The organism is Enterobacter cloacae complex sp. 397G4 (genome assembly GCF_050031515.1).
In the GTDB taxonomy this organism is placed as follows: domain Bacteria; phylum Pseudomonadota; class Gammaproteobacteria; order Enterobacterales; family Enterobacteriaceae; genus Enterobacter; species Enterobacter hormaechei_C.
The window spans coordinates 116,910-141,664 of sequence record NZ_JBLGWE010000001.1 but is presented as its reverse complement, the minus strand read 5'-3'; the positions used below and the strand labels follow the sequence as shown (position 1 = coordinate 141,664).

The window sequence follows — 24,755 nt, the reverse complement described above, 5'->3', positions numbered from 1 at the left end:
AAATGCTTAGAATTTCCCGGCCGAAACTAAAAAAACGGATAATCGCTTGGAATTGTTGTATACCGCCCTGCTCTACATCATTCAGCCACTGGTGTGGCTGCGACTGTTGCTTCGTAGCCGTAAAGCGCCTGCGTACCGTAAACGCTGGGCCGAACGTTATGGCTACTGCCGCAATAAAGTGGCGCCGGACGGTATTCTGCTGCATTCCGTGTCAGTCGGGGAAACGCTGGCCGCCATTCCACTGGTGCGTGCCCTGCGCCACCGTTATCCGTCACTGCCCATCACCGTCACCACGATGACGCCAACCGGCTCAGAGCGCGTGATGTCTGCCTTCGGTAAAGACGTGCATCACGTCTACCTGCCGTACGATCTCCCCTGCGCCATGAACCGTTTCCTGAATACCGTGCGCCCTAAACTGGTGATCGTCATGGAAACCGAACTGTGGCCGAATATGATTTCCGCCCTGCATGCCCGTAAAATTCCTTTGGTTATCGCCAACGCGCGTCTGTCGGAACGCTCGGCGAAAGGGTACGGCAAGCTGGGTAAATTTATGCGTCGCCTCCTCAGCAAAATCACGCTGATCGCCGCGCAGAACGAAGAAGATGCCGCGCGCTTTATCGCCCTCGGCCTGAAGCGCAACCAGCTTGCGGTCACGGGTAGCCTGAAGTTCGATATTTCCGTCACCCCTGAACTCGCCGCCCGTGCGGTAACACTGCGTCGTCAGTGGGCGCCGCGTCGCCAGGTCTGGATTGCCACCAGCACCCATGATGGCGAAGAAGCCATTATTCTTCAGGCTCACCGCCAGCTGCTGGAAAAATTCCCTGATTTACTGCTGATTCTGGTTCCTCGCCATCCTGAGCGTTTTAAAGATGCCCGCGAGATGGTGCAAAAAGGCGGTTTCAGCTTCACCCTGCGCAGCAGCGGCGAAATCCCCTCTGGCAGCACGCAGGTGGTGATTGGCGATACGATGGGCGAACTGATGCTGCTGTACGGGATCGCCGATCTTGCATTCGTTGGCGGAAGCCTGGTGGAGCGCGGTGGTCATAACCCGCTGGAGCCAGCAGCCCACGCCATCCCCGTACTGATGGGGCCACACACGTTTAACTTCAAAGATATCTGCGCGAAATTGCAGCAAGCCGATGGCTTAATCACCGTGACCGACGCGGATTCGGTGGTCAAAGAGGTCTCTACCCTTCTGACTGACGAAGATTACCGCCTGTGGTACGGTCGTCACGCCGTTGAAGTCCTGCATCAGAACCAGGGGGCGCTGACCCGTCTGCTGCAACTTCTGCAACCTTACCTGCCGCAGCGGAGCCACTAATGTCAACGCGTCTGTCGGTCGTGATGATCGCCAAAAACGCCGCCGACCTGCTTCCGGATTGCCTGGCCTCTGTTGCCTGGGCTGACGAAATCGTCATTCTCGACTCCGGAAGTACGGACAACACGGCGGACGTTGCCCGTGCAGCCGGAGCAAAAGTCTTTACCGACACCGACTGGCAGGGCTACGGTATTCAGCGCCAGCGTGCGCAGGGTTACGCCACGGGCGATTACGTGTTGATGATCGATACCGATGAGCGCGTCACCCCGGAACTCCGACAGGCCATTCAAACGGTGCTTGCCGCGCCACAGCCCGGCGCGGTCTACAGTATCGCGCGTCGTAACTATTTCCTGGGCCGCTTTATGCGCCACAGCGGCTGGTACCCCGACCGCGTGATGCGCCTCTATGCGCGCGAGCGTTATCAGTACAACGACAACCTGGTCCATGAATCTCTGGCCTGCGATGGCGCTCAGGTCATCCCCCTGACGGGCGATCTGCTTCATCTGACCTGCCGCGATTTCGCCAGCTTCCAGCGTAAACAACTGAACTATGCCACCGCCTGGGCACAGGAGCGGCATACGCGCGGCAAGAAGGCCACGCTGACCGGCATCTTCACCCACACGCTGGGCGCGTTTCTGAAAACGCTGCTGCTGCGTGGCGGCGTGCTGGACGGCAAACAGGGCTGGTTACTGGCCGTAGTGAATGCCCAGTATACTTTCAACAAATACACCGAGCTGTGGGCGCTGAACCGCGGCTACTCAGAGAAAACGTGAGCCATGAGCACAAAAGCGATTTATCCGGGTACCTTCGATCCGATCACTAACGGTCATCTTGATATCATCACCCGTGCGGCGTGTATGTTCGACAAGGTGATTCTGGCCATTGCCGCCAGCCCGAGCAAAAAGCCGATGTTCGACCTGAACGAACGCGTGCAGCTTGCCACCGATGCGATTTCGCATCTGTCGAATGTTGAGGTCGTCGGATTCAGCGACTTGATGGCAAACTTTGCCCGTGACCGGCAGGCCAATATCCTGATCCGCGGTCTTCGCGCGGTAGCAGACTTCGAATATGAGATGCAGCTGGCACACATGAACCGCCATCTGATGCCGGAGCTGGAGAGCGTATTCCTGATGCCCTCCAAAGAGTGGTCCTTCATCTCTTCCTCACTGGTGAAAGAGGTGGCGCGCCATCACGGGGACGTTACCCACTTCCTGCCGGTTAACGTCCACCAGGCGTTGATGGAAAAGCTAAAGTAACCCTACTTCTGGCACTGACGGCAGTAAAACGTGGCGCGCTGAGCGTGCTTCGTGGCAATAATCGGCGTCCCGCAGGCTCTGCACGGCTCACCCTTACGGCCATAAACCTGCAACTCCTGCGCAAAATAGCCCGGCTTCCCGTCGCTTTGCAGGAAATCCTTCAGCGTCGTCCCGCCCTGCTCAATTGAGCGCAGCAGTACCGCTTTAATTACTCTGACCAGCAGCTCGCACTCCTGCGCCGACAGCGAGGAGGCCAGCCGATCGGGATGGATCCCGGCGGCAAACAACGATTCGCTGGCATAGATATTTCCCACGCCCACCACCAGCTTGTTATCCATCAGCCAGGGTTTAATCGGGGTTTTCTTTTTCGCGCACTTCTCTTTGAGATAATCCGCGTTAAACGCCTCTGACAGCGGCTCAGGTCCGAGATGCGCCAGCACGTTGTGTCCTTCCAGCTCTTTGGTCCACAGCCATGCGCCAAAGCGACGCGGGTCGGTGTAACGCAGCACTTTGCCGTTACTCATCACCAGATCAACGTGGTCGTGCTTTTCCGCAGGCAACTCTTCGGTGAGGATGCGCAGGCTTCCCGACATGCCCAGATGGATAATGATCCAGCCGTCAGGCAGCTCCAGCAGCAGGTATTTCGCGCGGCGCTGCACGCTCAGGACGGGTTTGTCGCTTAACGCGTGGATCTCATCGGACACCGGCCAGCGCAGACGCCCGTTGCGAACGACAGCATGAAGAATAGTCGCGCCAACCAGATGGGGCTCAATGCCGCGGCGGCTGGTCTCTACCTCTGGTAATTCAGGCATGGTTCCTCCGTTGAGATGCAGAATGCAAAAAACCCCGCAGTTGCGGGGTTTTTCAATACAAGGAGACTAAAATTATTTGATTTTAGCTTCTTTGTACAGTACGTGCTGGCGTACAACTGGATCGAATTTTTTCAGTTCCAGTTTTTCCGGCTTAGTACGTTTGTTCTTCGTGGTGGTGTAGAAGTGACCTGTACCAGCAGAAGAAACCAGCTTGATTTTCTCGCGAATACCTTTAGCCATGATTTATTTCCTCTTTAAGTACTTAGTACTTTTCGCCACGGGCACGCAGTTCGGACAGAACTGTATCGATGCCTTTCTTATCGATTACACGCATACCTTTAGCAGATACGCGCAGGGTGACAAAACGCTTCTCGCTCTCAACCCAGAAACGGTGAGAGTGCAGGTTCGGCAGGAAACGGCGTTTAGTCGCGTTCAGTGCGTGGGAACGGTTGTTACCGGTCACCGGACGCTTGCCAGTAACTTGGCAGACTCGGGACATGTCTATTCTCCAAAAATCAAATTAGCTCGAGCTTCGTATGGGGTATCGGCGCCTCGTCAGGCTTTACAGCCCGGTCATCGCATAGTTCTATTGAACTCTCGATTGCCAGGCCCAAATGCCAAACCCGAGATTCTCAAAGGTGGCGTAGTATACGCTGACTCGGCGGTGTGCTCAAGTCCCGAACAGACAAAGATCCCGATGGATCGCGAGAAAAGGCCTAAATCCAGCCACGTTCGGCAAAAGAAATGTACTCTCCGCGGCCAATTATCAGATGGTCCAGCACACGAATGTCCATGAATTGACAGCATTTGATAATACGTTCGGTAATTGCTTTGTCAGCTCTGCTTGGTTCTGCACAGCCAGAGGGGTGATTATGCGCGAGGATCACGCCGGCCGCATTCACTTTTATCGCTTCCCGCACAATTTCACGCGGATGCACCTCAACGTGGCTCAATGTTCCCGAAAAAAGGCGGGTATGTTTCAGTACCCGGTTTTTGTTATCGAGAAAGATCACCATAAAGATCTCCCGCTCCAGATCGGAGAGCTGGCTTTGCAGAAATTCGCGGGTCATGTCGGGGGTGAGGATCGGGTCTTCTTCCTCCATACGCACGTTGTAAAATCGCCGGGCCAGCTCGGCAATGCCCCGTAACTGGGCATATTTCGCCACGCCAATGCCCTCAACGTGCGTAAACGCCTCCAGCTCAGCGGTCAGCAATCCATACAGTGAACCGAAATGGTCTATCAGTTCTTTCGCCAGCGTAAATACCGTTTTCCCCGGCGTGCCTGTGCGTAAAAAGAGCGCCAGCAGTTCGTCGTCCTTTAACAACGTGACGCCATGACGCAGCATTTTTTCACGCGGTAGCAGCAGTTCAGTCTCTTCCATGCCCGGCCTCCTTCTGTTTGCCATTATGCTGCCACAGGCAAATTCGGGGTTCGACGCTGGCATTTCGTTCTTGCGTAACGCCTCGCAAAGTGAATTAAGGACATCATCACCCCGTTTTAGGGATTGTGATAAAATGCCCGCTCTCTGGTGAAACCCAACAGGAAAGAATCATGATGAGCCTGGCCGGTAAAAAAATCGTTCTTGGCGTCAGCGGCGGTATTGCTGCCTATAAAACGCCAGACCTGGTGCGCCGTTTGCGCGAGCGCGGGGCCGACGTACGGGTCGCGATCACCGAAGGCGGCAAAGCCTTTATCACCCCGCTGAGCCTGCAAGCCGTCTCGGGATACCCGGTATCCGACAGCCTGCTCGACCCGGCGGCCGAAGCCGCAATGGGCCACATTGAGCTGGGAAAATGGGCCGATCTGGTTATCCTTGCCCCCGCCACGGCAGATTTAATTGCCCGCGTGGCAGCCGGTATGGCGAACGATCTGGTAACGACCATTTGCCTCGCCACGCCTGCGCCCGTCGCGGTTGTGCCCGCAATGAACCAGCAGATGTACCGCAACGCCGCTACCCAGCATAATCTGGACACGCTGGCCTCGCGCGGCCTGCTGATTTGGGGACCGGACAGTGGCAGCCAGGCCTGCGGCGACGTTGGGCCAGGGCGTATGCTCGACCCATTGACGATTGTTGATATGGCCGCCGCCCATTTCTCGCCTGTCAACGATCTGCAACATCTCAACATCATGATTACCGCGGGCCCCACGCGCGAGCCGCTGGATCCGGTGCGTTACATCACCAACCACAGCTCAGGCAAAATGGGCTTTGCGATTGCTGCCGCGGCAGCCAAACGCGGCGCGAACGTCACGCTGGTGAGCGGCCCGGTGTCGCTTACCACCCCTGCGTTTGTGCAGCGTATTGATGTAACGACCGCGCTGGAAATGGAAGCCGCCGTACAGGCACATGCTCAACAGCAGCATATTTTTATCGGCTGTGCGGCCGTCGCTGATTACCGCGCCGAAACCATTGCCGACGCCAAAATTAAAAAGCAAGGTGATGAATTAACAATAAAAATGGTGAAGAACCCGGATATCGTTGCCGGTGTCGCCGCATTGAAAACTCATCGACCTTACGTTGTTGGGTTTGCCGCAGAAACGAATAATGTGGAAGAATATGCCCGGCAAAAACGTACCCGCAAAAACCTCGATTTGATTTGCGCGAACGACGTATCGCTGTCCACGCAAGGATTTAACAGCGACAGCAACGCATTGCACCTTTTCTGGCAGGATGGAGATAAAGTCTTACCGCTTGAGCGCAAAGAACTCCTGGGCCAACACTTACTGGACGAGATCGTTACCCGTTATGATGAAAAAAATCGACGTTAAGATTCTGGACCCGCGCGTTGGCGAGCAATTTCCGCTGCCAACGTATGCCACCTCCGGCTCTGCCGGTCTTGACCTGCGCGCCTGTCTTGATGACGCCGTAGAACTGGCGCCAGGTGCAACGACCCTGATCCCGACCGGGCTGGCGATTCACATTGCTGACCCGTCACTGGCAGCGGTGATCCTGCCGCGCTCTGGCCTGGGCCATAAGCATGGCGTCGTGCTGGGTAACCTGGTCGGCCTGATCGACTCTGACTATCAGGGTCAGCTGATGGTATCCGTCTGGAACCGTGGCCAGGACAGCTTCACCATTGAGCCGGGCGAGCGTATCGCGCAGATGGTGTTTGTACCGGTGGTGCAGGCAGAATTTAACCTGGTGGCAGACTTCGACGCTACCGACCGTGGCGAAGGCGGCTTCGGCCATTCCGGGCGCAAATAACTGCCCGACAAACACGCATCTCACAGCGCCATAATGCAATAACAAACCGCAAACGTCAGTTTGCGGGTCGCTGTGTGGTTGCCAGCCTGACAAGTGCTTATTTTCAGGGGTATTTTGTAACATGGCAGAAAAACAAACCGCGAAAAGGAATCGTCGCGAAGAAATACTTCAATCTCTGGCTCTGATGCTTGAATCCAGCGACGGCAGTCAACGCATCACCACCGCAAAACTGGCGGCCTCTGTGGGCGTGTCAGAGGCGGCGCTGTATCGTCATTTCCCGAGCAAAACCCGGATGTTTGACAGCCTGATCGAGTTTATCGAAGACAGCCTGATCACGCGCATCAACCTGATTCTGAAGGATGAAAAAGACACCAGCACGCGTCTGCGTCTGATTGTGCTGCTGATTCTGGGCTTTGGTGAACGTAACCCGGGTCTGACCCGTATTCTGACCGGCCACGCGCTGATGTTTGAACAGGATCGTCTGCAAGGCCGTATAAACCAGCTTTTTGAGCGTATCGAAGCCCAGCTTCGTCAGGTTCTGCGCGAGAAGAAAATGCGGGAGGGCGAGGGATATAATACGGATGAAACCCTGCTGGCAAGCCAGATCCTGGCATTTTGCGAAGGGATGCTCTCCCGGTTTGTGCGCAGCGAGTTTAAATATCGACCAACGGACGATTTTGACGCCCGCTGGCCGTTAGTGGCTGCTCAGTTACAGTAACGCCATCGCCGGATGGCGGCTTTGCCTTATCCGGCCTACGAACGGGTAGGCCCGGTAAGCGTAGCGCCACCGGGCAATTGAATTATACGCCAAACTCTTCGCGGTATTGACGCACCGCCGCCAGATGATCAGCCATCTCAGGCTTCTCTTCCAGATACGCAATCAGGTCTTTCAGCGTGATAATCGACGTGACCTTGCAGCCATAATCGCGCTCCACCTCCTGAATAGCAGAGATGTCGCCGCGCCCGCGCTCCTGACGATCGAGCGAAATCAGCACACCCGCAAGCGTTGCGCCGTTAGCCTGGATAATCTCCATCGATTCACGGATCGCGGTACCTGCGGTGATCACGTCATCCACCAGCATCACACGCCCCTGCAACGCACTGCCTACCAGATTGCCGCCTTCACCGTGGGTTTTGGCCTCTTTACGGTTAAAGCAGTACGGTACGTCGCGGTCATGGTGCTCCGCCAGCGCTACCGCCGTGGTGGTTGCGATTGGAATGCCTTTGTACGCGGGGCCAAACAGCAGGTCGAAATCAATCCCGGAATCCACCAGCGCTTCGGCATAGAAGCGGCCTAACAGTGCCAGGTCGCGCCCGGTATTAAACAGTCCGGCGTTGAAGAAATACGGGCTTTTACGCCCGGATTTCAGCGTGAACTCGCCAAACTTAAGTACCTGCTTGTTAAGCGCAAACTCAATAAACTGGCGCTGATACGATTTCATGGATTTGCTCCTTTGTCTTTTCAGTCTTACAGGCAAAAAAAAGGCGACTCATTGGTCGCCTTAAAATCAATTTTCTAACGCCGCTTTCTGCGTCGCTACAATAGATTCGATTCCCCCTCGGGCCAACGCCAGCAAGGTGAGCAGTTCTTCGTGGGTGAATGGCTCGCCTTCTGCCGTACCCTGCACTTCAATGATGCGACCATCTTCGGTCATCACCACGTTCATGTCGGTTTCTGCGGCAGAATCTTCAACATATTCCAGATCGCAAAGCGCCTCGCCGTTAACGATACCAACGGAGACAGCAGCAACCATCCCTTTCATTGGGTTGGTTTTCAGCTTACCGGCGGCAACCAGCTTGTTCAGGGCATCTGCCAGCGCCACACAGGCACCGGTAATAGAGGCCGTACGCGTGCCACCATCGGCCTGGATCACGTCGCAGTCCAGCGTGATGGTGAACTCACCCAGCGTTTTCAGGTCAACCGCGGCGCGGAGCGCACGCGCGATCAGGCGCTGGATCTCCATAGTACGGCCGCCCTGCTTACCTTTTGCCGCTTCACGGGCATTACGGGTATGGGTTGCGCGCGGCAACATACCGTATTCGGCGGTGATCCACCCCTGGCCCTGACCTTTCAGGAAGCGAGGCACGCCCTCTTCAATGGACGCGGTGCAAAGCACCTTGGTGTCACCAAACTCAACCAGCACGGAGCCTTCAGCGTGTTTTGTATAGTTACGGGTCAGGGTGACGGGACGCACCTGGTTGGCGCTACGACCTGCTGGACGCATGATGGATTCTCCGGCTTGAAACGAATGTGGCTGCGCATTATACGGATAAAGGACGCTTATTCCTATCCTGAGAAGCCCCTGAAAGCTATAATCCCCCCATCTCTCCTTTAAAAACGGGAATGTCTATGATCCGCAGTATGACCGCCTACGCCCGGCGTGAAATCAAGGGTAGCTGGGGTAGCGCTACCTGGGAAATGCGCTCGGTAAACCAGCGCTATCTGGAAACGTATTTCCGTATGCCGGAACAGTTCCGCAGCCTGGAGCCTGTGGTGCGTGAGCGTATCCGTACGCGTCTGACCCGCGGGAAAGTGGAATGTAATTTGCGTTTTGAGCCCGATGCCAGTGCACAGGGCGAACTGATCCTGAACGAAAAGCTGGCAAAACAGCTGGTTAATGCGGCGAACTGGGTCAAAATGCAGAGCGATGAAGGCGAGATCAACCCGGTTGATATTCTGCGCTGGCCTGGCGTGATGGCCGCCGGAGAGCAGGATCTGGACGCGATTACCGCTGAAATCCTGGCTGCACTCGACGGCACGCTGGACGACTTTATCGTTGCCCGCGAAACCGAAGGCCAGGCGCTGAAAGCGATGATTGAGCAACGCCTTGAAGGCGTGAGCGCCGAAGTCGCTAAAGTGCGCGCTCATATGCCAGAAGTGCTGCAATGGCAGCGTGAGCGTCTTGTCGCCAAACTGGAAGAGGCGGAAGTTCAGCTGGAAAACAACCGTCTGGAACAAGAGCTGGTGCTGATGGCGCAGCGTGTGGACGTGGCTGAAGAGCTGGATCGTCTGGAAGCGCACGTTAAAGAGACCTACAACATTCTGAAGAAGAAAGAAGCGGTAGGCCGCCGTCTCGACTTTATGATGCAGGAGTTCAACCGCGAGTCGAACACGCTGGCGTCTAAGTCTATCAATGCAGAGGTAACCAATTCAGCGATTGAGCTGAAGGTCCTGATTGAGCAGATGCGCGAGCAGATCCAGAATATCGAGTAATTCCTTTCAGGGTGGTGTTGCCTCGCACACCACCCATTACTTTTTCTAATCCTTATTTAGCCTTACTTTCTTTTCCTCCCGCCTTATCACAAGCCCGCCAGGCATGCGTTGATAAATTTCTGTAGGGCAAACCCCCTCGCCTTAGAAAATCTCAATCGTGATCTTCCGCACAAATCGCTAATCTCCTCCTCTTCATTCCGGAGGGTTTATGCTGCTTCACATTCTCTATCTTATTGGCATTACCGCAGAAGCCATGACCGGCGCGCTCGCTGCCGGACGTCGCCGTATGGACACCTTCGGCGTGATTATTATTGCCACGGCCACCGCGCTCGGCGGCGGGTCCGTGCGCGATATCCTGCTTGGCCATTATCCGCTCGGCTGGGTAAAAAACCCTGAGTACGTCATTATCGTGGCAACGGCAGCCGTGCTAACCACGATTGTGGCCCCGGTGATGCCTCATCTGCGCCGCGTGTTCCTGGTGCTGGATGCGCTTGGGTTGATTGTTTTTTCCATCATTGGCGCACAAATCGCTCTCGATATGGGTGAAGGCCCGGTTATCGCCACCATTGCTGCCGTGATCACGGGCGTGTTTGGCGGGGTGCTGCGGGATATGTTCTGCAAGCGTATCCCGCTGGTTTTCCAGAAGGAACTGTATGCCGGCATCTCCTTTGCCGCGGCAGTGCTTTATGTCGCCTTGCAGCACTATGTCACCAGCCACGATGTGGTTGTTATCTCCACCCTGCTGTTTGGCTTCACCGCGCGTATGCTGGCATTGCGCCTTAAGCTGGGCCTGCCCGTTTTTCATTACAAACACAATGCGCATTAATGTCAGAACGGGCAGGCGCCGGATAATCAATTACTCGAATAGTTGTAACCGTAGTGATGATAGCCGTAGCCGTAAGCGTTGCTTGCCCGCTTAACGACGCCGTTGAGAATCACCCCTTTGGTATTGACGCCACTCTGCTCCAGACGCTGTACACAGACCAGCATCTCCTTCACGCTGTTTATCCCGAAGCGGGCGACCAGCAGCGTGGTGCCTGCGCGACGACCGACAACAGCCGCGTCGGTGACCGCCAGGATCGGTGGCGTATCGATAATCACCAGATCGTAGCGTTCATTCGCCCAGTCCAGCAGCTGCTGGAAACGCGTATGCATCAGAAGCTCCGCCGGATTAGGGGGGATCTGCCCGCGCACGATGGTATCGAACCCGCCTTTATCGAAGGTCTGAACGCCCTGGGTATACTCCGCCTTACCGGACAACATCTCCGATAAGCCGCAGGTATTGTCGAGCTTAAACAGATCATGGGCATACCCGCGACGCATATCCGCATCAATATAGAGCACTTTCTGTCCCGCCTGCGCCACGACGGCCGCCAGGGTACTGCTGACAAAGGTTTTACCGCTGTCAGGCGTGGCGCCAGAGATCATCAGTATATTGTTCGCTGACTCCATCATCGCAAAATGCAGACTGGTGCGCAGGCCGCGAATCGCCTCCACGGAGAGATCGACCGGGTTATCCGCCGCCAGGAAGGGGATATGTTTGGTCTTATGGCGCAGCCCTGGGGACATAAAGTCTTTTTTGCGCAAACGCATCTTTTTAGCCAGCCATTCCGACAGCGGTACGGTGGCATAGACGTTAATCCCGTGCTCCTCCAGCTGCTCCGGCGTTTCAATGCCCATACGCAGCATACTGCGCGCCAGGATCCAGCCCACAGAGACGAACAGACCCAGGAGAACCCCCAGAACGACGACCAGCGCTTTTTTCGGCTTGACTGGCTGCGGCCGGGTCACGGCCGGATCGATAATGCGGACGTTACCAATTGCGCTCGACCGGGCGATGCTCAGCTCCTGTTCGCGGTTAAGCAGCTGCTGGTAGATAACGCGTCCCGACTCCACATCACGGCTCAGGCGCAACACCTCCTGCTGGGTTGACGGCATGGACGATACCCGTTTATTCAGGCGGTTTTTTTCCTGCTCCAGCGTCTGGCGTTTCTCAATCAGCGCCCGGTAGGTGGGGTGATCTTTTTTGTAGAGCTGCGAAATTTCCGCTTCCCGGAAGGTCAGTTCATTGAGCTGATTGTCCGCATTTACAATCTGCTCCAGCACCGCTTTTGCCTCCAGGTTCAGGTCAACGGAGTCATTTTGCTGGCGATAGCGGTTGAGCTTCTCCTCGGCCTGGTCCAGCTCGCTGCGCACCTGCGGAAGCTGCTGCTTCAAAAATTGCAGGCTTTTCGCATCCTGCGCCGCCTGGCGAGCCACGTTCTGTTGTAAATAGTTATCGGCGATGCAGTTAAGCACGCGCGCCATCTCATCGGGATCTTCCCCCGTGATGGTCAGGCCAAGCATCCCACTGTCCTTGCTGCGCTCGCTCACGGAAAAACGCAGCTGTAGCGCGTCAATGGCCTCCAGCTCGCTCAGCTGTGTAATCGTAAATTGCGTACCCGGCTTCGCCTGGATAGCGGCAATGGTAATGGCGATATTCGCCGCGCTCAGTGGCTGTCCCACGACGCCCTGTAACGTCACGTTATCGCCTTCCAGCTGATAGTGGCCGTTCTCGCCGACGGTCAGCGTCAGCTTTTGCGCCCGACCCGCGACAGGGGGAAGATTGAGCATACGGATATCGACGATGCCAGGCTGTTGGCCGGTGAGCCGCGCCCAGCCGCGTCCGACAAGGGGAAAATGGTTTTCACTTACCTGCGTGCGCAGGTTCAGGTCATCAATCGTTTTACCGAGGATCATGCGCGACTGGAGAAGCTGAAGCTCCGGCGCCGACTCAGGCGAGGAGTCAGGGATGAACTCGCTAAGGTTACTGAGTAGCGCGTTGCCCTGCTTCTGTTCCACCTGTATCAGCGCATCGGCCTGATAAACTGGTGTGGCAAAGAGCGCATAAAGCAGTGCCGCCAGCGTGAACAGCGCGGTAAGGATGAGAATAAATTTTCGGTGGTCGAGCAACTCACCCAACAGGCGCACAAGATCGATCTCGTTATTCGCGGCAGACGCATCATGGGCGTGAAGGTTATTTGTTGACATAAAACGTAACTATCCCGTGTGATTAACTGAGCCGTTTCGCCCATTCCAGACTGGCCTGCTCCAGCAGCCCATAAACATATTCAAATGCGTCCCGGTTTTTACGGTAGGGGTCCGGGATCTCTTTTCTGCCCGTCCAGTGACCAAAGAGCATCATTTTGCCGCGCGCCTCCGGTGCGATAGCCGTGACCTGCTCGATATGTTCCAGCTCCATCGCCAGAATCAGATCGTAGTCGCGCACCATGGCGGGGGTGAGCCTGCGCGCCACGTGGCCCTCTAGCAGGGTGCCGCGTTCGGCGGCGATCTCTGTCGCCTGTGAATCGGCGGTGCGCCCTTCCAGGCCACACGTTCCCGCTGAATCGACCCGGGCGGCGGGAAGCAGCCGGCGTAGCAGCCGTTCCCCAATGGGAGAGCGGCAGATATTGCCGGTACAGATCACCAGGATGGCGTTAAACGTTAGTTTGGCCATGTTCTGATATATCTCCCTGTTTCAGTCAGGTCATGTACGCCGGTAATGGTCGGCACAAGCTGAGAGATCACGCGGTTCCAGCGCACCAGCGGCGCGGTGGTGACATAGACGATGTCGTAAGGCTCAAGCTGAAATTCGGTGCTCAACACCATCGCGGTGGCATCCCGGGCGTTAAGCTGGTAGACGTTGGCGATTTTGCCGTTCTGCTTGCCCTGCAACGGACGAATCACAAAGATCCCCGTGGCGTCGGCCATATCCTGATTTACGCCCTGCGCATTACCCAGCGCTTCCGCCAGCGTCATGCCGCTACGGTCCATCTTCAGGGTGCTCTGTTTACCCACCTCGCCCATGACAAACACTTTCAGGTCGTCATAACGGGGAATGAAGAGAATATCGCCCGGATAGAGGAGTTTGTTCTGGGTGAGATCGCCGCGCTGCATCAGCGCGTAGAGGGAAATGTGCGTGTCCTGGCCGTTATGGGTCAGCACCACGTGGCGCCAGTCCGCCTCCGACGTCAGGCCGCCTGCCGCATTGATCGCATCCATTATGGTCAGCGGAATGTTGGTGATGGGCTGCTGGCCCGACTTGGCCACTTCGCCCGTCACGTAGGCTTTTTGCGAGCGGAACGCCGCGACGCTGACATCCACCTGCGGGCTCTCAATCACCGAGTCCAGCCGGGCGGCGATCTCATCGCGCACCTGGGCCAGCGTTTTGCCGACGACGCGGATTTTGCCGATATAGGGGTAGAAGATCGTGCCATCGGCATTCACCCAGTTGCCCGTATCGCTGGCGCTACGGTACTGACCTGCGGGGGTGGTCAGCTCCGGGTGGTCCCATACGGTAACCATCAGCACGTCGCCGACGCCGATGCGATATTGGTAGTTCTGAAGCTGGCGATCCAGTTCAGGATTCGCGCAGGAGTCGACTTTGCCAGGCAGCAACTGCTCCACCAGCCCCGGCGTGAGCGGATAGACGTTGACCATCTTATTCAGATCGTAATTGCTGTCAGGCAGATCGATAATATCTTTGCCCTGGGTGCTAAGTCCCTGGCCCGGTACGATAGTACAACCGCTTAACGCCATCATAGCCAACGCAAGCACGGAAAATTTAACGTTTTTCATTCAGGAAAATCATCTGGTTAAGTAATGCCTGTTTCATCCGGTACTACTGCCCTACCGGGGTTTCGCGTTCTGACGTCATGTCATAGAGCTGATATTTACGGCCTAACATCTGGCCGCCATCACGCGTGAGAGGCGTCCACGAGACCACCGCCCGGTTGCGATTTGGGCCGATCGTCATCAGATCAAGCGGGATCGAGATGTAGAAGCCTTTGCTAAAGCCACCTTCGCCATAATCCTCTTTCGAGACGTTGGTCAGCGCCGCCCAGACGCCTACCGTCACGCCGCTGTCGAATCGCTTCGCGACGTCGAGGGTGGCGCCTTTATCCTTCGCCAGGTACTGCCCGACGCTCAGCTTCATCAGCACGCTGTTGAGCTTCGCCGGGTTCCAGTAGGCGGTGATAAATCCGGTTGGCGCGCTGTAGTCGGTGAAGCGCATCATGTCGTCCCAGTCGCGCTGCTTGACGTAATTCGCATCCACGCCCAGCGCCCAGTCGCTATCAAGCGGGCGCCAGAGCGCCTCTGCTCCTACGCCGCCGTACATGGTTTCGAGGTAGCCGCCATAAATCTGGGCATAGAAGCCGTGCCCCAGCGCATCGACATAGTTGGCCTGTAAGTTGTTGATGTAGAAGTCATTGCTGACATAATCGCGAATATGGGTTCTGACGCGCGGCAGGCTGGAGTCAGCGGGAAGCAGCGAGGATTTGAACTTGTCGTAGTTGTTATAGAGGTTGGCGAACACGCCGCCGTCGAGCAGCAGACGATCGGTCAGCCAGTAGCTGGCGCTGGCCATCACCCCCACCTGGAACATATAGAAATCTTCCGGACCGCCCAGCGACTGCGCCAGCGTCGGTTTGAAGCTGTAGCTGAAGCGATCGGCGCGAATACGGTAGCCGCGCCCGAACGCTGTAGTATCCACAGGCTCGACGCGCTGCTGTCTGAGCGCCTCCTCCTGGCCGAGCGGCTCTCCCGCCAGCTGTTTGCGCAGGCTGGTGACAGCGGTTTGCGTCGTGACCAGCGGCAGATGGTCACGCCGCTGGGTGATAGCGATCGTGTCGACCCCGTCGGGCAGGTTATTGATCAGAATACGGTTGGCGCGATCCACCGCTTCGCGCGGATCGCGATAGCGATACTGTTCGCCGGTCATGTATAAGGTATTGCCGTGCTGAAGGATCTCCGGCGCATCGAAGCCTGCGTTGTACTTAAGCGCGGTGAGCTGGTTTGCCGCCGAGGTATAGTCCAGCGTCTCGCCTGCCGGTGCCGGTTGCCAGGCCGGTTTCGGGTTATCACGCAGCGCGGGGCGCAGATCGTTAAAATTGGTCCGCAGGGTGAAGCCAAACATCAGCGTATTGCCGCGCTCGTAGCTGAGGTTGAGATCGGCCCAGTCGGCAACGCGATAGACTGCCCCCACGTTGATATGGCTCGACTGCTTAATGGAGCCGGCAAAATCATCGGCATAATTGTTGCCGTCATACTCGAGCTTCAGGCGCAGGGGCTGCCAGGGCGTCTGATACTGGAGGCCGCCAAACAGCGACGCCGGACCACGAAACATATCGCTAAAGCTGATATCCCCGGCATCATGTGATTCGCCGCGGGTGCAATACTTATTGTTGTCGTGGCACAGCGGGTTACCCACGTTGTCGCTATTACCGGGATATCCCCAGGCTATTCCAAAGGTAAAATCGACCGGTCCGGCCATTTTACTGGCAACCAGATATTCACCGTCGAACAGGCCGGTGCCCGCAATATCGCGCTTGCCGAGCGCCACCTGCGGCAGGCTATAGTCCTCTTCCCACAGACGAACCTTAAAATCGAACGACTTATCCTTGTAGCTTTGATCGCCGCTGAAATCCTCGTCGCTGCTGTATTTGCGGGTGCGGACGTCGGTATAACGAATCGTCCCTTCCAGCCACGGAAAGAGCACGACCGAAGAGGAGTAAAAACGATACTGGTCGTTATCGCGGTAGTTGACGCTGAATTCCCCTTCCCGACCAAAGCGCGCGTCGGGCATTTGCATCAGGCCGGTGCCGCCAAAGTCGGACTGTGAAGGTCCGGTCGGATCGGGCCAGGTACGCAGTTCCGCGTGGCAGGCAGAAGAGATCGCCAGAGCAAGGCCGCTCAGTAAAAAAAGTTTGTTCATCAGTCAGGTATCCGCCGCGTCAGGAGCGCAACGATTTGCTCATTCAGACCGGTAAAATCGTCCGGCACCGCCCGGGGATCAAACCCCACCCACAGAACAGCGCCCGGCTCTGCTTCAATATGGCGTGCGTTCCAGTACGCCACCGGCGCAACAACCCTACTGCCGTCAGGATCGATAACGGTCACGTTATTCCTGTCGGCGCCAGCCAGCCGCTGCTGCCCCTGTAAGTAATCCCTGATGCTTGCGCCCGGTCGCCAGGCCAGTTTCCCCGGTGTGGCGACCGCCCCCATCAGCGTGACGGTGCGGGGCGCAGGCGAGAGCCACAGATCGTAACGGCCCTCAAGGGAACGATCGCCGCGGGCGTCGGTACGCACGGCGTCTGGATCGAGGCTGACAAACTGCCGCCCGACGATCCGCAGGGAGCGGATCTGTGTAGCGACAGTGCGAATGGTCGCGATCTGCTCGTCATAGGCACGATTCTGCCAGGCTGAAAGCGACGCCAGCACCTGCTGTTGCGTCTGTTGCGCTCGCCGCGTGGCGGAAGGGGTTGCGATGACAGCGCCCTGCCACCAGACGTTGTTCAGCTGCGGCTGGGTGACCAGCCGGGAGAGCGTATCGGCCTGTCCAGCAGACCACGTTTTGCCCGGCTGATGCACGGTAACGACACTTGCGCATAAGGCGGGCAGGCTGAAGAGAGATAGCCCTACGCCAGGTAACCATTTTCTGAGTCTGTTCATGGGGCGGGCTTCAACATCGTCATGGCGAGAGGGAATACGCCCGCGCCGAGCATCTGTTCGCTCTGGCGTACCTGGCCGGTGGCGGAATCAATCCAGAAGGTGTTATGCCAGCGACGATCGAGGCCGTCGGCCTGCACCGTCTCCTGCCAGACCTGACAACGTAGCGTGTTTCCGGCAAGGGTCAGGTTTTCCGTCCCGCTCAGGAAGAAGCGCGAGGTCAGGTGTGCGGAGCGATACCGCCCCTCTTCCTGCCAGCGCACATCACGCGACCACTGGCTGCCGTCGCGGAGCTGCGGCGTGTGGCGCAGCGGATCGTACTCAAGGTTGGTTACCTCAAGCAGGTTATAAGGGAGCTTGAGCGTGTGGATAAGGCGACCGTTATGCGTGACGATCATCGCATTATCCTGCGATAACCACTTACTGTTTCCCTGTTCGATGTATCCGAGAACCACCAGGATCCTCGGGCCATTATCCAGACGCAGGAACATGGTTGAGTATGGGAGCGCCTGAATCTGCCCGTCCGTTACCGTCACATCCTGGCGCCCGTCCAGGCTGGCGTTAAAGGTCTCAATAATGCTCTGCTGGCTCGGCGTACATCCCTGGATCAGCAGAGTCATGATGAGCAGAATAAACAGTCTCACCAGAAATCCTTGATTAAATAACATTGAAATCAATTAAATACCCGGCTTTGATATCGCCACCGGGTCAAGTCGTTGCGCTGTTCAGCGCAAGGCTATATCGCCTTGCGCACCAGCCTTAGCGGGTAACTGTCGTCGTGGAAGTACCATTGCCTGAGTCATCGCCACTGTCGCTTGCCGCGACAACGGCTAACGTCGCTACGCCGGCAATCGCAGCGGTGGTGACAACAGCGGTTGTCCCAATCGCGCCTGCCGCCAGTCCCCCCGTAGTGCCAGCGGTAGTTCCCACCGTTGCTCCGGTTGTTGTACCGGTTGTTGCTGCGCTGGTACTACCTGCTTCGGTGGTAGCGCCTATAGCAGGCAGGGCAGTCGCCAGCGTGAGTGCCGTCAGCACTGTACAAAGCGTCCTTTTCATTTTTGGTCCTCCTTCAAATGAAGGAAAATATGAGCACCTGGAAACCAGGTCCCGGTTAACGGGCATAAAGCCCGGGGCTGAATTCCGGCCCGACAGGGACGGAAAATCATCCATGTAAAAGCCCTGGGCTCTGAACACCAGCGCATATAAACCGCCAGGATATATTTCGGTACCCTTAATTGCTTCAATTGGAGTTCAGATAGTTAACTCCCTCACGGGGTGCAAAAAGAAAGGAAAACGCAGAAGTGATGCGAAATGCACCCCAGCGGTAACTACCTTAAAAATTTTGGATAAGATAATTCTTATAATAATTTGACGCAATGATTTCCGGCAGAATAAATATGACTAATTGTTAACCAGAAAACACTCAACATATTATTAATAAAATAGTTAAACAGCTGAAATTAAAAGCAAAAATACGAACAATACTCAGGCTGCATTGCCTATAACTCCTTCATTCCCGGCTATTGCCCTCGATTAATAGTGATTGAGATCAATTAAGCCGTTCTCTCAAAGAAAATAAAAACGCAAGCAGAGCAAATTCTGAAATTGGGTTCAGGGATAATATTTCCTCAAAATATATTTACCATGAATAATTCATTTATATTCATAATTATTGCGTATATAAACCGCGTCTCATAAATACGCTATTCACGGCAGCGGAAGTGTGCCCCCTCGCCAGTCTGTTCAGGAGCGCACGCAGATTAAAATCCACCGATGTGCTCTGCGGCCAGCCATTTTGCCAGGGCATCAATCTGAGGCTGATGCAGCCAGTTTACGATCTGGCGGGCCTTCTCCTGCCCGACACCCGGCAGCATCCGCCACTCCGCTTCGCTTCGCTGAATCAGCGCCTGCCAGGTGCGATCCCCTGCCGCCTTGAGCGTCGACCGGGCCAGCGGTATTCCCATCGCGGTGATCCAGCGGATAAAAGGTCGCTCCCGCGCCAGGTTAAACTGATGCCACAGCGCAGCGCCATGCGATGCCGATATCCCCGCCGTCGCGGTGAGCTGCGCCTGCGTGAGCTGTAGCCAGGAGAAGAGGTGCTTAAACCGATGCGCCTGATAGAGGGTCCGCCATCCTGATTCGCCCATTCCTTCGATATCTAACGCCTGCCTGGAACTTAGCCACGTCAGCCGGGCAAAAAATTGCTCCATGCACTCCGGGGAGGCATAGAAACAGGTTAAGCCGTTATAGCGCGATGAGGGCGGCTGCGGTTTACGGCGATCCACATTGCGCCACACCACGTTATCCAGCCGGGGAATACCTTGTCCCGCCAGGCTTACCAGCACCTGATCGCCGGGGGCAATATCCAGCCTCTGCCAGCGGTTAACCGACCCTAAGCTGACGCGCTGTACGCGTTTATCGTCGAGCATCAGCGGCTCAAGCTGCGCAATCGCGGTGATCCGCCCGGTACGGCCAACGGTAAAGTGAATCGCTTTGACTTCCGTCACCTGGGCCACAGGAAGGTATTTCCATGCGACGACCCAACTCCCTTCCCCCGGCAGCCATCGCTCGCCCGGCGGCTCTGCCGAGGCGCGAACCACAATGCCATCCGTGGCGAAAGGCAACGAAGCCTTAAACCAGGCCGTCCGCTGCGCTTCCACGTCAGCCGCGTTTTTAACCGGCAGGGTATAGCGGGCCGTCAGGGTAAAACCTGCCTCCGCCAGCGCGGAAAGGCGTGCTTTCATCGCTTTTGGGCCGTCCGGCCAGGCCCAGATAAAAATGCCTGTCTGCTTCAGCGCTGCGCGATCGGTCGCGCGCATCATCGCTCCCGCTACCTTCGCACGCGCGTTCATCCCTCCCATCCGCTGCTGGATATGCCCCTCGCGCAGCAGAAAAAGTTCACCCTGCAACACGCTGTTGGCAAGCGGCCCGGCCAGCGTTTGCGGAATAGCGGGGATCGTTCGCGCCTGTGCCGTCCACTCTTCCCCCTGTAAGCCGTCGCCCCGGCTAATCGCCTGCACCAGCTTGCCGTTTTTGTAGACCAGGGTGACCGCAACACCATCCACCTTTGGCTGTACCCAGAGATCCTGCTTCGTCGCCATCCAGCGGCTAAGCGCCTGCTTACTTTCTACCTTATGCACGCCGGTATGGGCGAAGGGATGTTTCACCGTCCCACTGGCAGCTGGAAGATCGTCGTGCAGCGGTTCATCGTGAAAACAGCGCTGCCACTGTTTTAAGCGGGCGTTAAGCCTGTCGTAAACGTCGTCGCTCACCTCGCTGCTGCCCTGCTTCCAGTAATCATCATTCCAGCGGGTCAGCTGCGCCTTCAGGGCCGCGATCTCCTGCCCGGCTTTAGCCGGTGACCAGACCGGGCAGATAGCCATCGCCCCGCTGCTTAAGAAGATCATCAGTATGCTTATCCATTTCACCATTATTACCCCTCCCTGTTTTGCGAAGGGTATACCCTGCCCGGGAGCCGCAGACCAGCTGCAAAATTGCATTTTACGAGCGCGCTTCAGCGCATTGTTTTTATTGCAGCAAAAAGAAGGTAAAAGCTGAAAACGGCACGCAAAATTTAATCATCCAGGGGAAAAAGTGTGACAAAGGCTACGTCACACAGCGGCGACGTGTATAATAAGCCCGTATGTAGGACTTCTTCGTTAACACATACAAAAGACTCTCATGGCTCAAGGCACGCTTTATATTGTTTCTGCCCCTAGTGGCGCGGGTAAATCCAGCCTTATTCAGGCACTGTTAAAAACCCAACCGTTGTACGATACGCAGGTTTCTGTTTCTCACACCACGCGAGCACCGCGTCCGGGTGAAGTGCACGGTGAACACTATTTCTTTGTGAATCACGACGAATTCAGAGCGATGATTGGCAGAGACGCGTTTCTTGAACATGCAGAAGTTTTCGGTAACTACTACGGTACTTCGCGTGAAACCATTGAGCAGGTTCTGGCGACCGGCGTTAACGTGTTCCTGGATATCGACTGGCAGGGCGCGCAGCAAATTCGTAAGAAAATGCCTGATTCGCGCAGTATCTTTATTTTACCGCCATCGAAAGATGAACTGGATCGCCGCCTGCGTGGTCGCGGCCAGGACAGCGAAGAAGTTATCGCGAAGCGTATGGCGCAGGCAGTTGCAGAAATGAGCCATTACGCGGAATATGATTACCTTATTGTGAATGATGATTTTGATGCCGCGCTGAGCGATCTCAAAACTATCCTTCGCGCAGAACGTCTGCGTATGAGCCGCCAGAAGCAGCGACATGACGCATTAATCACCAAACTGTTGGCAGACTGAACCCACTTTCAGTATCATGCCCAGTCATTTCTTCACCTGTGGAGCATTTTAAGTATGGCACGCGTAACTGTTCAGGACGCTGTAGAGAAAATTGGTAACCGTTTTGACCTGGTGCTGGTCGCCGCGCGTCGCGCTCGTCAGATGCAGGTAGGCGGTAAAGATCCGCTGGTACCGGAAGAAAACGATAAAACCACCGTTATTGCACTTCGCGAAATCGAAGAAGGTCTGATCAACAACCAGATCCTCGACGTGCGTGAGCGCCAGGAGCAGCAAGAGCAGGAAGCCGCTGAATTACAAGCTGTTACCGCTATTGCTGAAGGTCGTCGTTAATTAAACCTGCGGGTCGCCCTTGTATCTGTTTGAAAGCCTGAATCAACTGATTCAAACCTACCTGCCTGAAGACCAGATTAAGCGTCTTCAGCAGGCGTATCTCGTTGCACGTGACGCTCACGAGGGCCAGACACGTTCAAGCGGTGAACCCTATATCACGCACCCGGTAGCGGTGGCCTGTATTCTGGCCGAGATGAAACTCGACTACGAAACGCTGATGGCCGCCCTGCTGCATGACGTGATTGAAGATACCCCTGCCACCTACCAGGACATGGAACAGCTGTTTGGCAAAAGCGTTGCCGAGCTGGTGGAAGGGGTCTCTAAGCTTGATAAGCTGAAATTCCGCGACAAGAAAGAGGCGCAGGCCGAAAACTTCCGCAAGATGATCATGGCGATGGTGCAGGATATCCGCGTCATTCTCATCAAACTGGCTGACCGTACCCACAATATGCGCACGCTGGGCTCACTTCGCCCGGATAAACGTCGCCGCATCGCCCGTGAAACCCTCGAAATTTACAGTCCGCTGGCGCACCGTTTAGGTATTCATCACATTAAAACCGAGCTGGAAGAGCTGGGTTTTGAGGCGTTGTACCCGAACCGCTATCGCGTGATTAAAGAGGTGGTGAAAGCCGCTCGCGGTAACCGTAAAGAGATGATTCAAAAGATCCTCTCTGAAATCGAAGGGCGTTTGCAGGAAGCGGGCATTCCGTGCCGCGTGAGCGGTCGCGAAAAGCATTTGTACTCTATCTACTGCAAAATGGTGCTCAAAGAGCAGCGTTTTCACTCGATCATGGATATCTACGCGTTCCGCGTCATCGTCCACGATTCAGACACCTGTTATCGCGTGCTGGGGCAGATGCACAGCCTGTACAAGCCGCGTCCGGGGCGCGTCAAAGATTACATCGCCATTCCAAAAGCGAACGGATACCAGTCTTTGCACACCTCCATGATTGGCCCGCACGGTGTCCCTGTTGAGGTGCAGATTCGTACCGAAGATATGGATCAGATGGCGGAGATGGGTGTCGCGGCGCACTGGGCTTATAAAGAGCACGGCGGCGAAAGCAGTACCACCGCGCAAATCCGCGCCCAGCGCTGGATGCAGAGCCTGCTGGAGCTGCAACAGAGCGCAGGTAGCTCGTTTGAATTTATCGAGAGCGTTAAATCCGATCTCTTCCCGGATGAGATTTACGTTTTCACGCCGGAAGGGCGCATTGTCGAACTGCCTGCGGGCGCGACACCTGTCGACTTCGCTTACGCCGTGCATACCGATATCGGCCATGCCTGCGTAGGTGCCCGCGTTGACAGGCAGCCTTATCCGCTGTCGCAGCCGCTTTTCAGCGGACAGACGGTGGAGATCATTACCGCGCCGGGGGCACGTCCTAACGCCGCCTGGCTGAACTTTGTCGTGAGCTCAAAAGCGCGCGCAAAAATCCGCCAGCTGCTGAAAAACCTCAAGCGCGACGACTCCGTTAGCCTGGGGCGTCGTCTGCTCAATCACGCGCTGGGTGGCAGCCGCAAACTGGCAGAGATCCCACCAGAAAACATTCAGCATGAGCTGGAGCGTATGAAGCTCGCCTCGCTGGATGACCTGCTGGCAGAGATTGGTCTCGGCAACGCCATGAGCGTGGTCGTGGCGAAGAATCTGCAACAAGGCGAAACGACAGCCGTTCCTGCCACCACGCAAAATCATGGTCACCTGCCGATCAAAGGCGCTGACGGGGTGCTCATCACCTTCGCCAAATGCTGCCGTCCTATCCCGGGCGACCCGATTATTGCGCACGTCAGCCCAGGTAAAGGGCTGGTGATCCACCATGAATCCTGCCGTAACATCCGTGGCTATCAGAAAGAGCCAGAGAAGTTCATGGCGGTCGAGTGGGATAAAGAGACGGCGCAGGAATTTATCACTGAAATCAAGGTGGATATGTTCAACCACCAGGGTGCCCTGGCGAACCTGACGGCAGCGATCAACACCGCCTCATCCAACATTCAAAGCCTGAATACGGAAGAAAAAGATGGCCGCGTTTATAGCGCCTTTATTCGCCTGACCGCCCGTGACCGCGTGCATCTGGCCAATATTATGCGCAAGATCCGCGTGATGCCGGACGTCATTAAAGTCACCCGTAACCGAAACTAGCATTATGAATTCAAAACGTTACGAGCGAATCTGCGAAATGCTCGCCAGGCGTCAGCCTGATCTGACGGTCTGCATGGAGCAGGTCCATAAACCTCATAACGTCTCTGCTATCGTCCGCACCGCAGATGCCGTCGGCGTGCATGAAGTCCACGCCGTCTGGCCTGGCGCACGTATGCGTACCATGGCCTCCACCGCCGCAGGCAGCAACAGCTGGGTATCCGTGAAAACTCACCAGACTATTGGTGAAGCGGTCTCGCACCTGAAAGGGCGTGGCATGCAGGTTCTGGCAACCAACCTCTCTGCTAAAGCCGTGGATTTCCGTGAGATCGACTACACCCGTCCGACCTGCATTTTAATGGGCCAGGAGAAAACGGGGATCACGCAGGAAGCACTGGATTTGGCCGATCGGGACATCATCATTCCAATGATCGGCATGGTCCAGTCACTCAACGTGTCGGTCGCCTCAGCGCTGATCCTGTATGAAGCGCAGCGCCAGCGTCAGAATGCCGGAATGTACGAGCGCAGCAACAGCATGCTGCCTGAAGAGGAGCAGCAGCGCCTGCTGTTTGAAGGTGGCTATCCGGTGCTGGCTCGCGTTGCGAAGCAGAAGAAATTGCCTTACCCCCACGTCAACGCGCAGGGCGAAATTGAAGCCGATGCCGAGTGGTGGTCCACCATGCAGTACGCGGGGTAAA

General features: G+C 56.2%; 26 protein-coding genes. 12 read left to right on the top strand and 14 right to left on the bottom strand.

The genetic code is table 11. From position 1 onward, the window contains the following. Window positions 1-46 precede the first annotated feature (46 nt). The 3 genes from waaA to coaD are packed head-to-tail and all read left to right on the top strand — an operon-like array spanning window position 47 to window position 2,574. Window positions 47-1,321 (top strand): lipid IV(A) 3-deoxy-D-manno-octulosonic acid transferase, encoded by a 1,275-nt coding sequence (gene waaA / locus ACQG1Y_RS00695; protein WP_003860874.1) that lies wholly within the window; start codon window positions 47-49, stop codon window positions 1,319-1,321. Next, on the top strand, window positions 1,321-2,091 hold the full coding sequence (locus ACQG1Y_RS00690; RefSeq protein WP_017693965.1) for a glycosyltransferase family 2 protein: 771 nt from the start codon (window positions 1,321-1,323) through the stop codon (window positions 2,089-2,091). Before waaA ends, ACQG1Y_RS00690 begins: the two co-directional genes overlap by 1 nt. Window positions 2,092-2,094: 3 nt before the next feature. Further along, window positions 2,095-2,574, top strand: a complete 480-nt coding sequence (gene coaD / locus ACQG1Y_RS00685) for a pantetheine-phosphate adenylyltransferase (protein WP_015570040.1) — start codon at window positions 2,095-2,097, stop codon at window positions 2,572-2,574. Between the two features lie 2 nt (window positions 2,575-2,576). Here coaD and mutM read toward each other — a convergent pair whose 3' ends face one another. The 4 genes from mutM to radC form a co-directional block, all read right to left on the bottom strand. Further along, window positions 2,577-3,386 (bottom strand): bifunctional DNA-formamidopyrimidine glycosylase/DNA-(apurinic or apyrimidinic site) lyase, encoded by an 810-nt coding sequence (gene mutM / locus ACQG1Y_RS00680; RefSeq protein WP_003860879.1) that lies wholly within the window; start codon window positions 3,384-3,386, stop codon window positions 2,577-2,579. A gap of 72 nt (window positions 3,387-3,458) precedes the next feature. After that, the gene (rpmG, locus tag ACQG1Y_RS00675) at window positions 3,459-3,626 is read right to left on the bottom strand and encodes a 50S ribosomal protein L33 (RefSeq protein WP_003024094.1); all 168 of its coding nucleotides are present in this window, start codon (window positions 3,624-3,626) and stop codon (window positions 3,459-3,461) included. Window positions 3,627-3,648: 22 nt separating this feature from the next. Then, window positions 3,649-3,885 (bottom strand): 50S ribosomal protein L28, encoded by a 237-nt coding sequence (gene rpmB, locus ACQG1Y_RS00670; protein ID WP_002436699.1) that lies wholly within the window; start codon window positions 3,883-3,885, stop codon window positions 3,649-3,651. 217 nt (window positions 3,886-4,102) lie between these two features. Further along, entirely contained in the window at window positions 4,103-4,768 is a 666-nt protein-coding gene (gene radC / locus ACQG1Y_RS00665; protein WP_006812419.1) for a RadC family protein, read from the bottom strand. Between the two features lie 173 nt (window positions 4,769-4,941). Here radC and coaBC point away from each other — a divergent pair, with 173 nt between their 5' ends. The 3 genes from coaBC to slmA all read left to right on the top strand — a co-directional run bounded on the left by coaBC (window position 4,942) and on the right by slmA (window position 7,307). Beyond that, complete coding sequence (gene coaBC / locus ACQG1Y_RS00660; protein WP_168728665.1) at window positions 4,942-6,153, top strand: bifunctional phosphopantothenoylcysteine decarboxylase/phosphopantothenate--cysteine ligase CoaBC; 1,212 nt, start codon at window positions 4,942-4,944, stop codon at window positions 6,151-6,153. Beyond that, window positions 6,131-6,589: a dUTP diphosphatase gene (gene dut / locus ACQG1Y_RS00655; protein WP_015570042.1), complete on the top strand. Its 459-nt coding sequence runs from the start codon at window positions 6,131-6,133 to the stop codon at window positions 6,587-6,589. The genes coaBC and dut overlap by 23 nt, the downstream gene beginning before the upstream one ends. A gap of 121 nt (window positions 6,590-6,710) precedes the next feature. Then, on the top strand, window positions 6,711-7,307 hold the full coding sequence (slmA, locus tag ACQG1Y_RS00650; protein WP_003860901.1) for a nucleoid occlusion factor SlmA: 597 nt from the start codon (window positions 6,711-6,713) through the stop codon (window positions 7,305-7,307). 82 nt (window positions 7,308-7,389) lie between these two features. Here slmA and pyrE read toward each other — a convergent pair whose 3' ends face one another. Then, window positions 7,390-8,031, bottom strand: coding sequence for an orotate phosphoribosyltransferase (gene pyrE / locus ACQG1Y_RS00645; protein ID WP_015570043.1), 642 nt, complete (start codon window positions 8,029-8,031; stop codon window positions 7,390-7,392). A 66-nt stretch (window positions 8,032-8,097) separates the two neighbouring features. Beyond that, on the bottom strand, window positions 8,098-8,814 hold the full coding sequence (gene rph, locus ACQG1Y_RS00640; protein WP_015570044.1) for a ribonuclease PH: 717 nt from the start codon (window positions 8,812-8,814) through the stop codon (window positions 8,098-8,100). Window positions 8,815-8,939: 125 nt separating this feature from the next. Here rph and ACQG1Y_RS00635 point away from each other — a divergent pair, with 125 nt between their 5' ends. Together ACQG1Y_RS00635 and ACQG1Y_RS00630 are read left to right on the top strand one after the other, a co-directional pair. Beyond that, the gene (locus tag ACQG1Y_RS00635) at window positions 8,940-9,803 is read left to right on the top strand and encodes a YicC/YloC family endoribonuclease (RefSeq protein WP_003860907.1); all 864 of its coding nucleotides are present in this window, start codon (window positions 8,940-8,942) and stop codon (window positions 9,801-9,803) included. 208 nt (window positions 9,804-10,011) lie between these two features. Then, window positions 10,012-10,629, top strand: coding sequence for a trimeric intracellular cation channel family protein (locus ACQG1Y_RS00630; RefSeq protein WP_015570045.1), 618 nt, complete (start codon window positions 10,012-10,014; stop codon window positions 10,627-10,629). Window positions 10,630-10,655: 26 nt separating this feature from the next. Here the strand turns inward: ACQG1Y_RS00630 and etk are convergent, their stop codons facing one another. The 8 genes from etk to ligB form a co-directional block, all read right to left on the bottom strand. Continuing rightward, entirely contained in the window at window positions 10,656-12,833 is a 2,178-nt protein-coding gene (gene etk / locus ACQG1Y_RS00625) for a tyrosine-protein kinase (RefSeq protein WP_058688710.1), read from the bottom strand. A 22-nt stretch (window positions 12,834-12,855) separates the two neighbouring features. Continuing rightward, window positions 12,856-13,299, bottom strand: coding sequence for a protein-tyrosine-phosphatase (locus ACQG1Y_RS00620; protein WP_015570047.1), 444 nt, complete (start codon window positions 13,297-13,299; stop codon window positions 12,856-12,858). Then, window positions 13,287-14,420: a polysaccharide export protein gene (locus ACQG1Y_RS00615; protein WP_426736547.1), complete on the bottom strand. Its 1,134-nt coding sequence runs from the start codon at window positions 14,418-14,420 to the stop codon at window positions 13,287-13,289. The genes ACQG1Y_RS00620 and ACQG1Y_RS00615 overlap by 13 nt, the downstream gene beginning before the upstream one ends. Window positions 14,421-14,463: 43 nt before the next feature. Beyond that, window positions 14,464-16,557 carry a YjbH domain-containing protein gene (locus ACQG1Y_RS00610; protein ID WP_080338051.1) on the bottom strand — a complete coding sequence of 698 codons (2,094 nt, stop codon included), beginning with the start codon at window positions 16,555-16,557 and terminating at the stop codon, window positions 14,464-14,466. Next, window positions 16,557-17,294: a capsule biosynthesis GfcC family protein gene (locus ACQG1Y_RS00605; RefSeq protein WP_368740455.1), complete on the bottom strand. Its 738-nt coding sequence runs from the start codon at window positions 17,292-17,294 to the stop codon at window positions 16,557-16,559. Before ACQG1Y_RS00605 ends, ACQG1Y_RS00610 begins: the two co-directional genes overlap by 1 nt. Then, window positions 17,291-17,935 (bottom strand): YjbF family lipoprotein, encoded by a 645-nt coding sequence (locus tag ACQG1Y_RS00600; RefSeq protein ID WP_047638000.1) that lies wholly within the window; start codon window positions 17,933-17,935, stop codon window positions 17,291-17,293. Before ACQG1Y_RS00600 ends, ACQG1Y_RS00605 begins: the two co-directional genes overlap by 4 nt. Window positions 17,936-18,050: 115 nt before the next feature. Then, entirely contained in the window at window positions 18,051-18,347 is a 297-nt protein-coding gene (locus ACQG1Y_RS00595; RefSeq protein ID WP_017383628.1) for a hypothetical protein, read from the bottom strand. Between the two features lie 704 nt (window positions 18,348-19,051). Further along, window positions 19,052-20,722, bottom strand: a complete 1,671-nt coding sequence (ligB, locus tag ACQG1Y_RS00590) for an NAD-dependent DNA ligase LigB (RefSeq protein ID WP_063135320.1) — start codon at window positions 20,720-20,722, stop codon at window positions 19,052-19,054. Between the two features lie 250 nt (window positions 20,723-20,972). Here ligB and gmk point away from each other — a divergent pair, with 250 nt between their 5' ends. From gmk to trmH, 4 genes are read left to right on the top strand one after another with little or no spacing between them, the layout of a single operon-like run. Next, a complete protein-coding gene (gene gmk / locus ACQG1Y_RS00585; protein ID WP_006177710.1) occupies window positions 20,973-21,596 on the top strand; it encodes a guanylate kinase in 624 nt (207 codons plus the stop codon). A gap of 54 nt (window positions 21,597-21,650) precedes the next feature. After that, a complete protein-coding gene (gene rpoZ, locus ACQG1Y_RS00580; RefSeq protein ID WP_000135058.1) occupies window positions 21,651-21,926 on the top strand; it encodes a DNA-directed RNA polymerase subunit omega in 276 nt (91 codons plus the stop codon). A 19-nt stretch (window positions 21,927-21,945) separates the two neighbouring features. Beyond that, window positions 21,946-24,060 (top strand): bifunctional GTP diphosphokinase/guanosine-3',5'-bis pyrophosphate 3'-pyrophosphohydrolase, encoded by a 2,115-nt coding sequence (spoT, locus tag ACQG1Y_RS00575; protein ID WP_003860921.1) that lies wholly within the window; start codon window positions 21,946-21,948, stop codon window positions 24,058-24,060. A 4-nt stretch (window positions 24,061-24,064) separates the two neighbouring features. After that, complete coding sequence (trmH, locus tag ACQG1Y_RS00570) at window positions 24,065-24,754, top strand: tRNA (guanosine(18)-2'-O)-methyltransferase TrmH (RefSeq protein ID WP_003860922.1); 690 nt, start codon at window positions 24,065-24,067, stop codon at window positions 24,752-24,754. Window position 24,755 lies beyond the last annotated feature (1 nt).

What these genes read in the sequence shown, in the direction of transcription:
- mutM (WP_003860879.1), bottom strand. Translation starts at nt 3,386, where the DNA reads ATGCCTGAATTACCAGAGGTAGAGACCAGCCGCCGCGGCATTGAGCCC.
- gmk (WP_006177710.1), top strand. Translation starts at nt 20,973, where the DNA reads ATGGCTCAAGGCACGCTTTATATTGTTTCTGCCCCTAGTGGCGCGGGT.
- ACQG1Y_RS00630 (WP_015570045.1), top strand. Translation starts at nt 10,012, where the DNA reads ATGCTGCTTCACATTCTCTATCTTATTGGCATTACCGCAGAAGCCATG.
- ACQG1Y_RS00615 (WP_426736547.1), bottom strand. Translation starts at nt 14,420, where the DNA reads ATGAAAAACGTTAAATTTTCCGTGCTTGCGTTGGCTATGATGGCGTTA.
- ligB (WP_063135320.1), bottom strand. Translation starts at nt 20,722, where the DNA reads ATGGTGAAATGGATAAGCATACTGATGATCTTCTTAAGCAGCGGGGCG.
- rpoZ (WP_000135058.1), top strand. Translation starts at nt 21,651, where the DNA reads ATGGCACGCGTAACTGTTCAGGACGCTGTAGAGAAAATTGGTAACCGT.
- rpmB (WP_002436699.1), bottom strand. Translation starts at nt 3,885, where the DNA reads ATGTCCCGAGTCTGCCAAGTTACTGGCAAGCGTCCGGTGACCGGTAAC.
- rpmG (WP_003024094.1), bottom strand. Translation starts at nt 3,626, where the DNA reads ATGGCTAAAGGTATTCGCGAGAAAATCAAGCTGGTTTCTTCTGCTGGT.
- rph (WP_015570044.1), bottom strand. Translation starts at nt 8,814, where the DNA reads ATGCGTCCAGCAGGTCGTAGCGCCAACCAGGTGCGTCCCGTCACCCTG.
- ACQG1Y_RS00690 (WP_017693965.1), top strand. Translation starts at nt 1,321, where the DNA reads ATGTCAACGCGTCTGTCGGTCGTGATGATCGCCAAAAACGCCGCCGAC.
- ACQG1Y_RS00595 (WP_017383628.1), bottom strand. Translation starts at nt 18,347, where the DNA reads ATGAAAAGGACGCTTTGTACAGTGCTGACGGCACTCACGCTGGCGACT.
- coaD (WP_015570040.1), top strand. Translation starts at nt 2,095, where the DNA reads ATGAGCACAAAAGCGATTTATCCGGGTACCTTCGATCCGATCACTAAC.
- slmA (WP_003860901.1), top strand. Translation starts at nt 6,711, where the DNA reads ATGGCAGAAAAACAAACCGCGAAAAGGAATCGTCGCGAAGAAATACTT.
- ACQG1Y_RS00635 (WP_003860907.1), top strand. Translation starts at nt 8,940, where the DNA reads ATGATCCGCAGTATGACCGCCTACGCCCGGCGTGAAATCAAGGGTAGC.
- pyrE (WP_015570043.1), bottom strand. Translation starts at nt 8,031, where the DNA reads ATGAAATCGTATCAGCGCCAGTTTATTGAGTTTGCGCTTAACAAGCAG.
- ACQG1Y_RS00610 (WP_080338051.1), bottom strand. Translation starts at nt 16,557, where the DNA reads ATGAACAAACTTTTTTTACTGAGCGGCCTTGCTCTGGCGATCTCTTCT.
- dut (WP_015570042.1), top strand. Translation starts at nt 6,131, where the DNA reads ATGATGAAAAAAATCGACGTTAAGATTCTGGACCCGCGCGTTGGCGAG.
- trmH (WP_003860922.1), top strand. Translation starts at nt 24,065, where the DNA reads ATGAATTCAAAACGTTACGAGCGAATCTGCGAAATGCTCGCCAGGCGT.
- etk (WP_058688710.1), bottom strand. Translation starts at nt 12,833, where the DNA reads ATGTCAACAAATAACCTTCACGCCCATGATGCGTCTGCCGCGAATAAC.
- ACQG1Y_RS00620 (WP_015570047.1), bottom strand. Translation starts at nt 13,299, where the DNA reads ATGGCCAAACTAACGTTTAACGCCATCCTGGTGATCTGTACCGGCAAT.
- ACQG1Y_RS00605 (WP_368740455.1), bottom strand. Translation starts at nt 17,294, where the DNA reads ATGAACAGACTCAGAAAATGGTTACCTGGCGTAGGGCTATCTCTCTTC.
- radC (WP_006812419.1), bottom strand. Translation starts at nt 4,768, where the DNA reads ATGGAAGAGACTGAACTGCTGCTACCGCGTGAAAAAATGCTGCGTCAT.
- coaBC (WP_168728665.1), top strand. Translation starts at nt 4,942, where the DNA reads ATGAGCCTGGCCGGTAAAAAAATCGTTCTTGGCGTCAGCGGCGGTATT.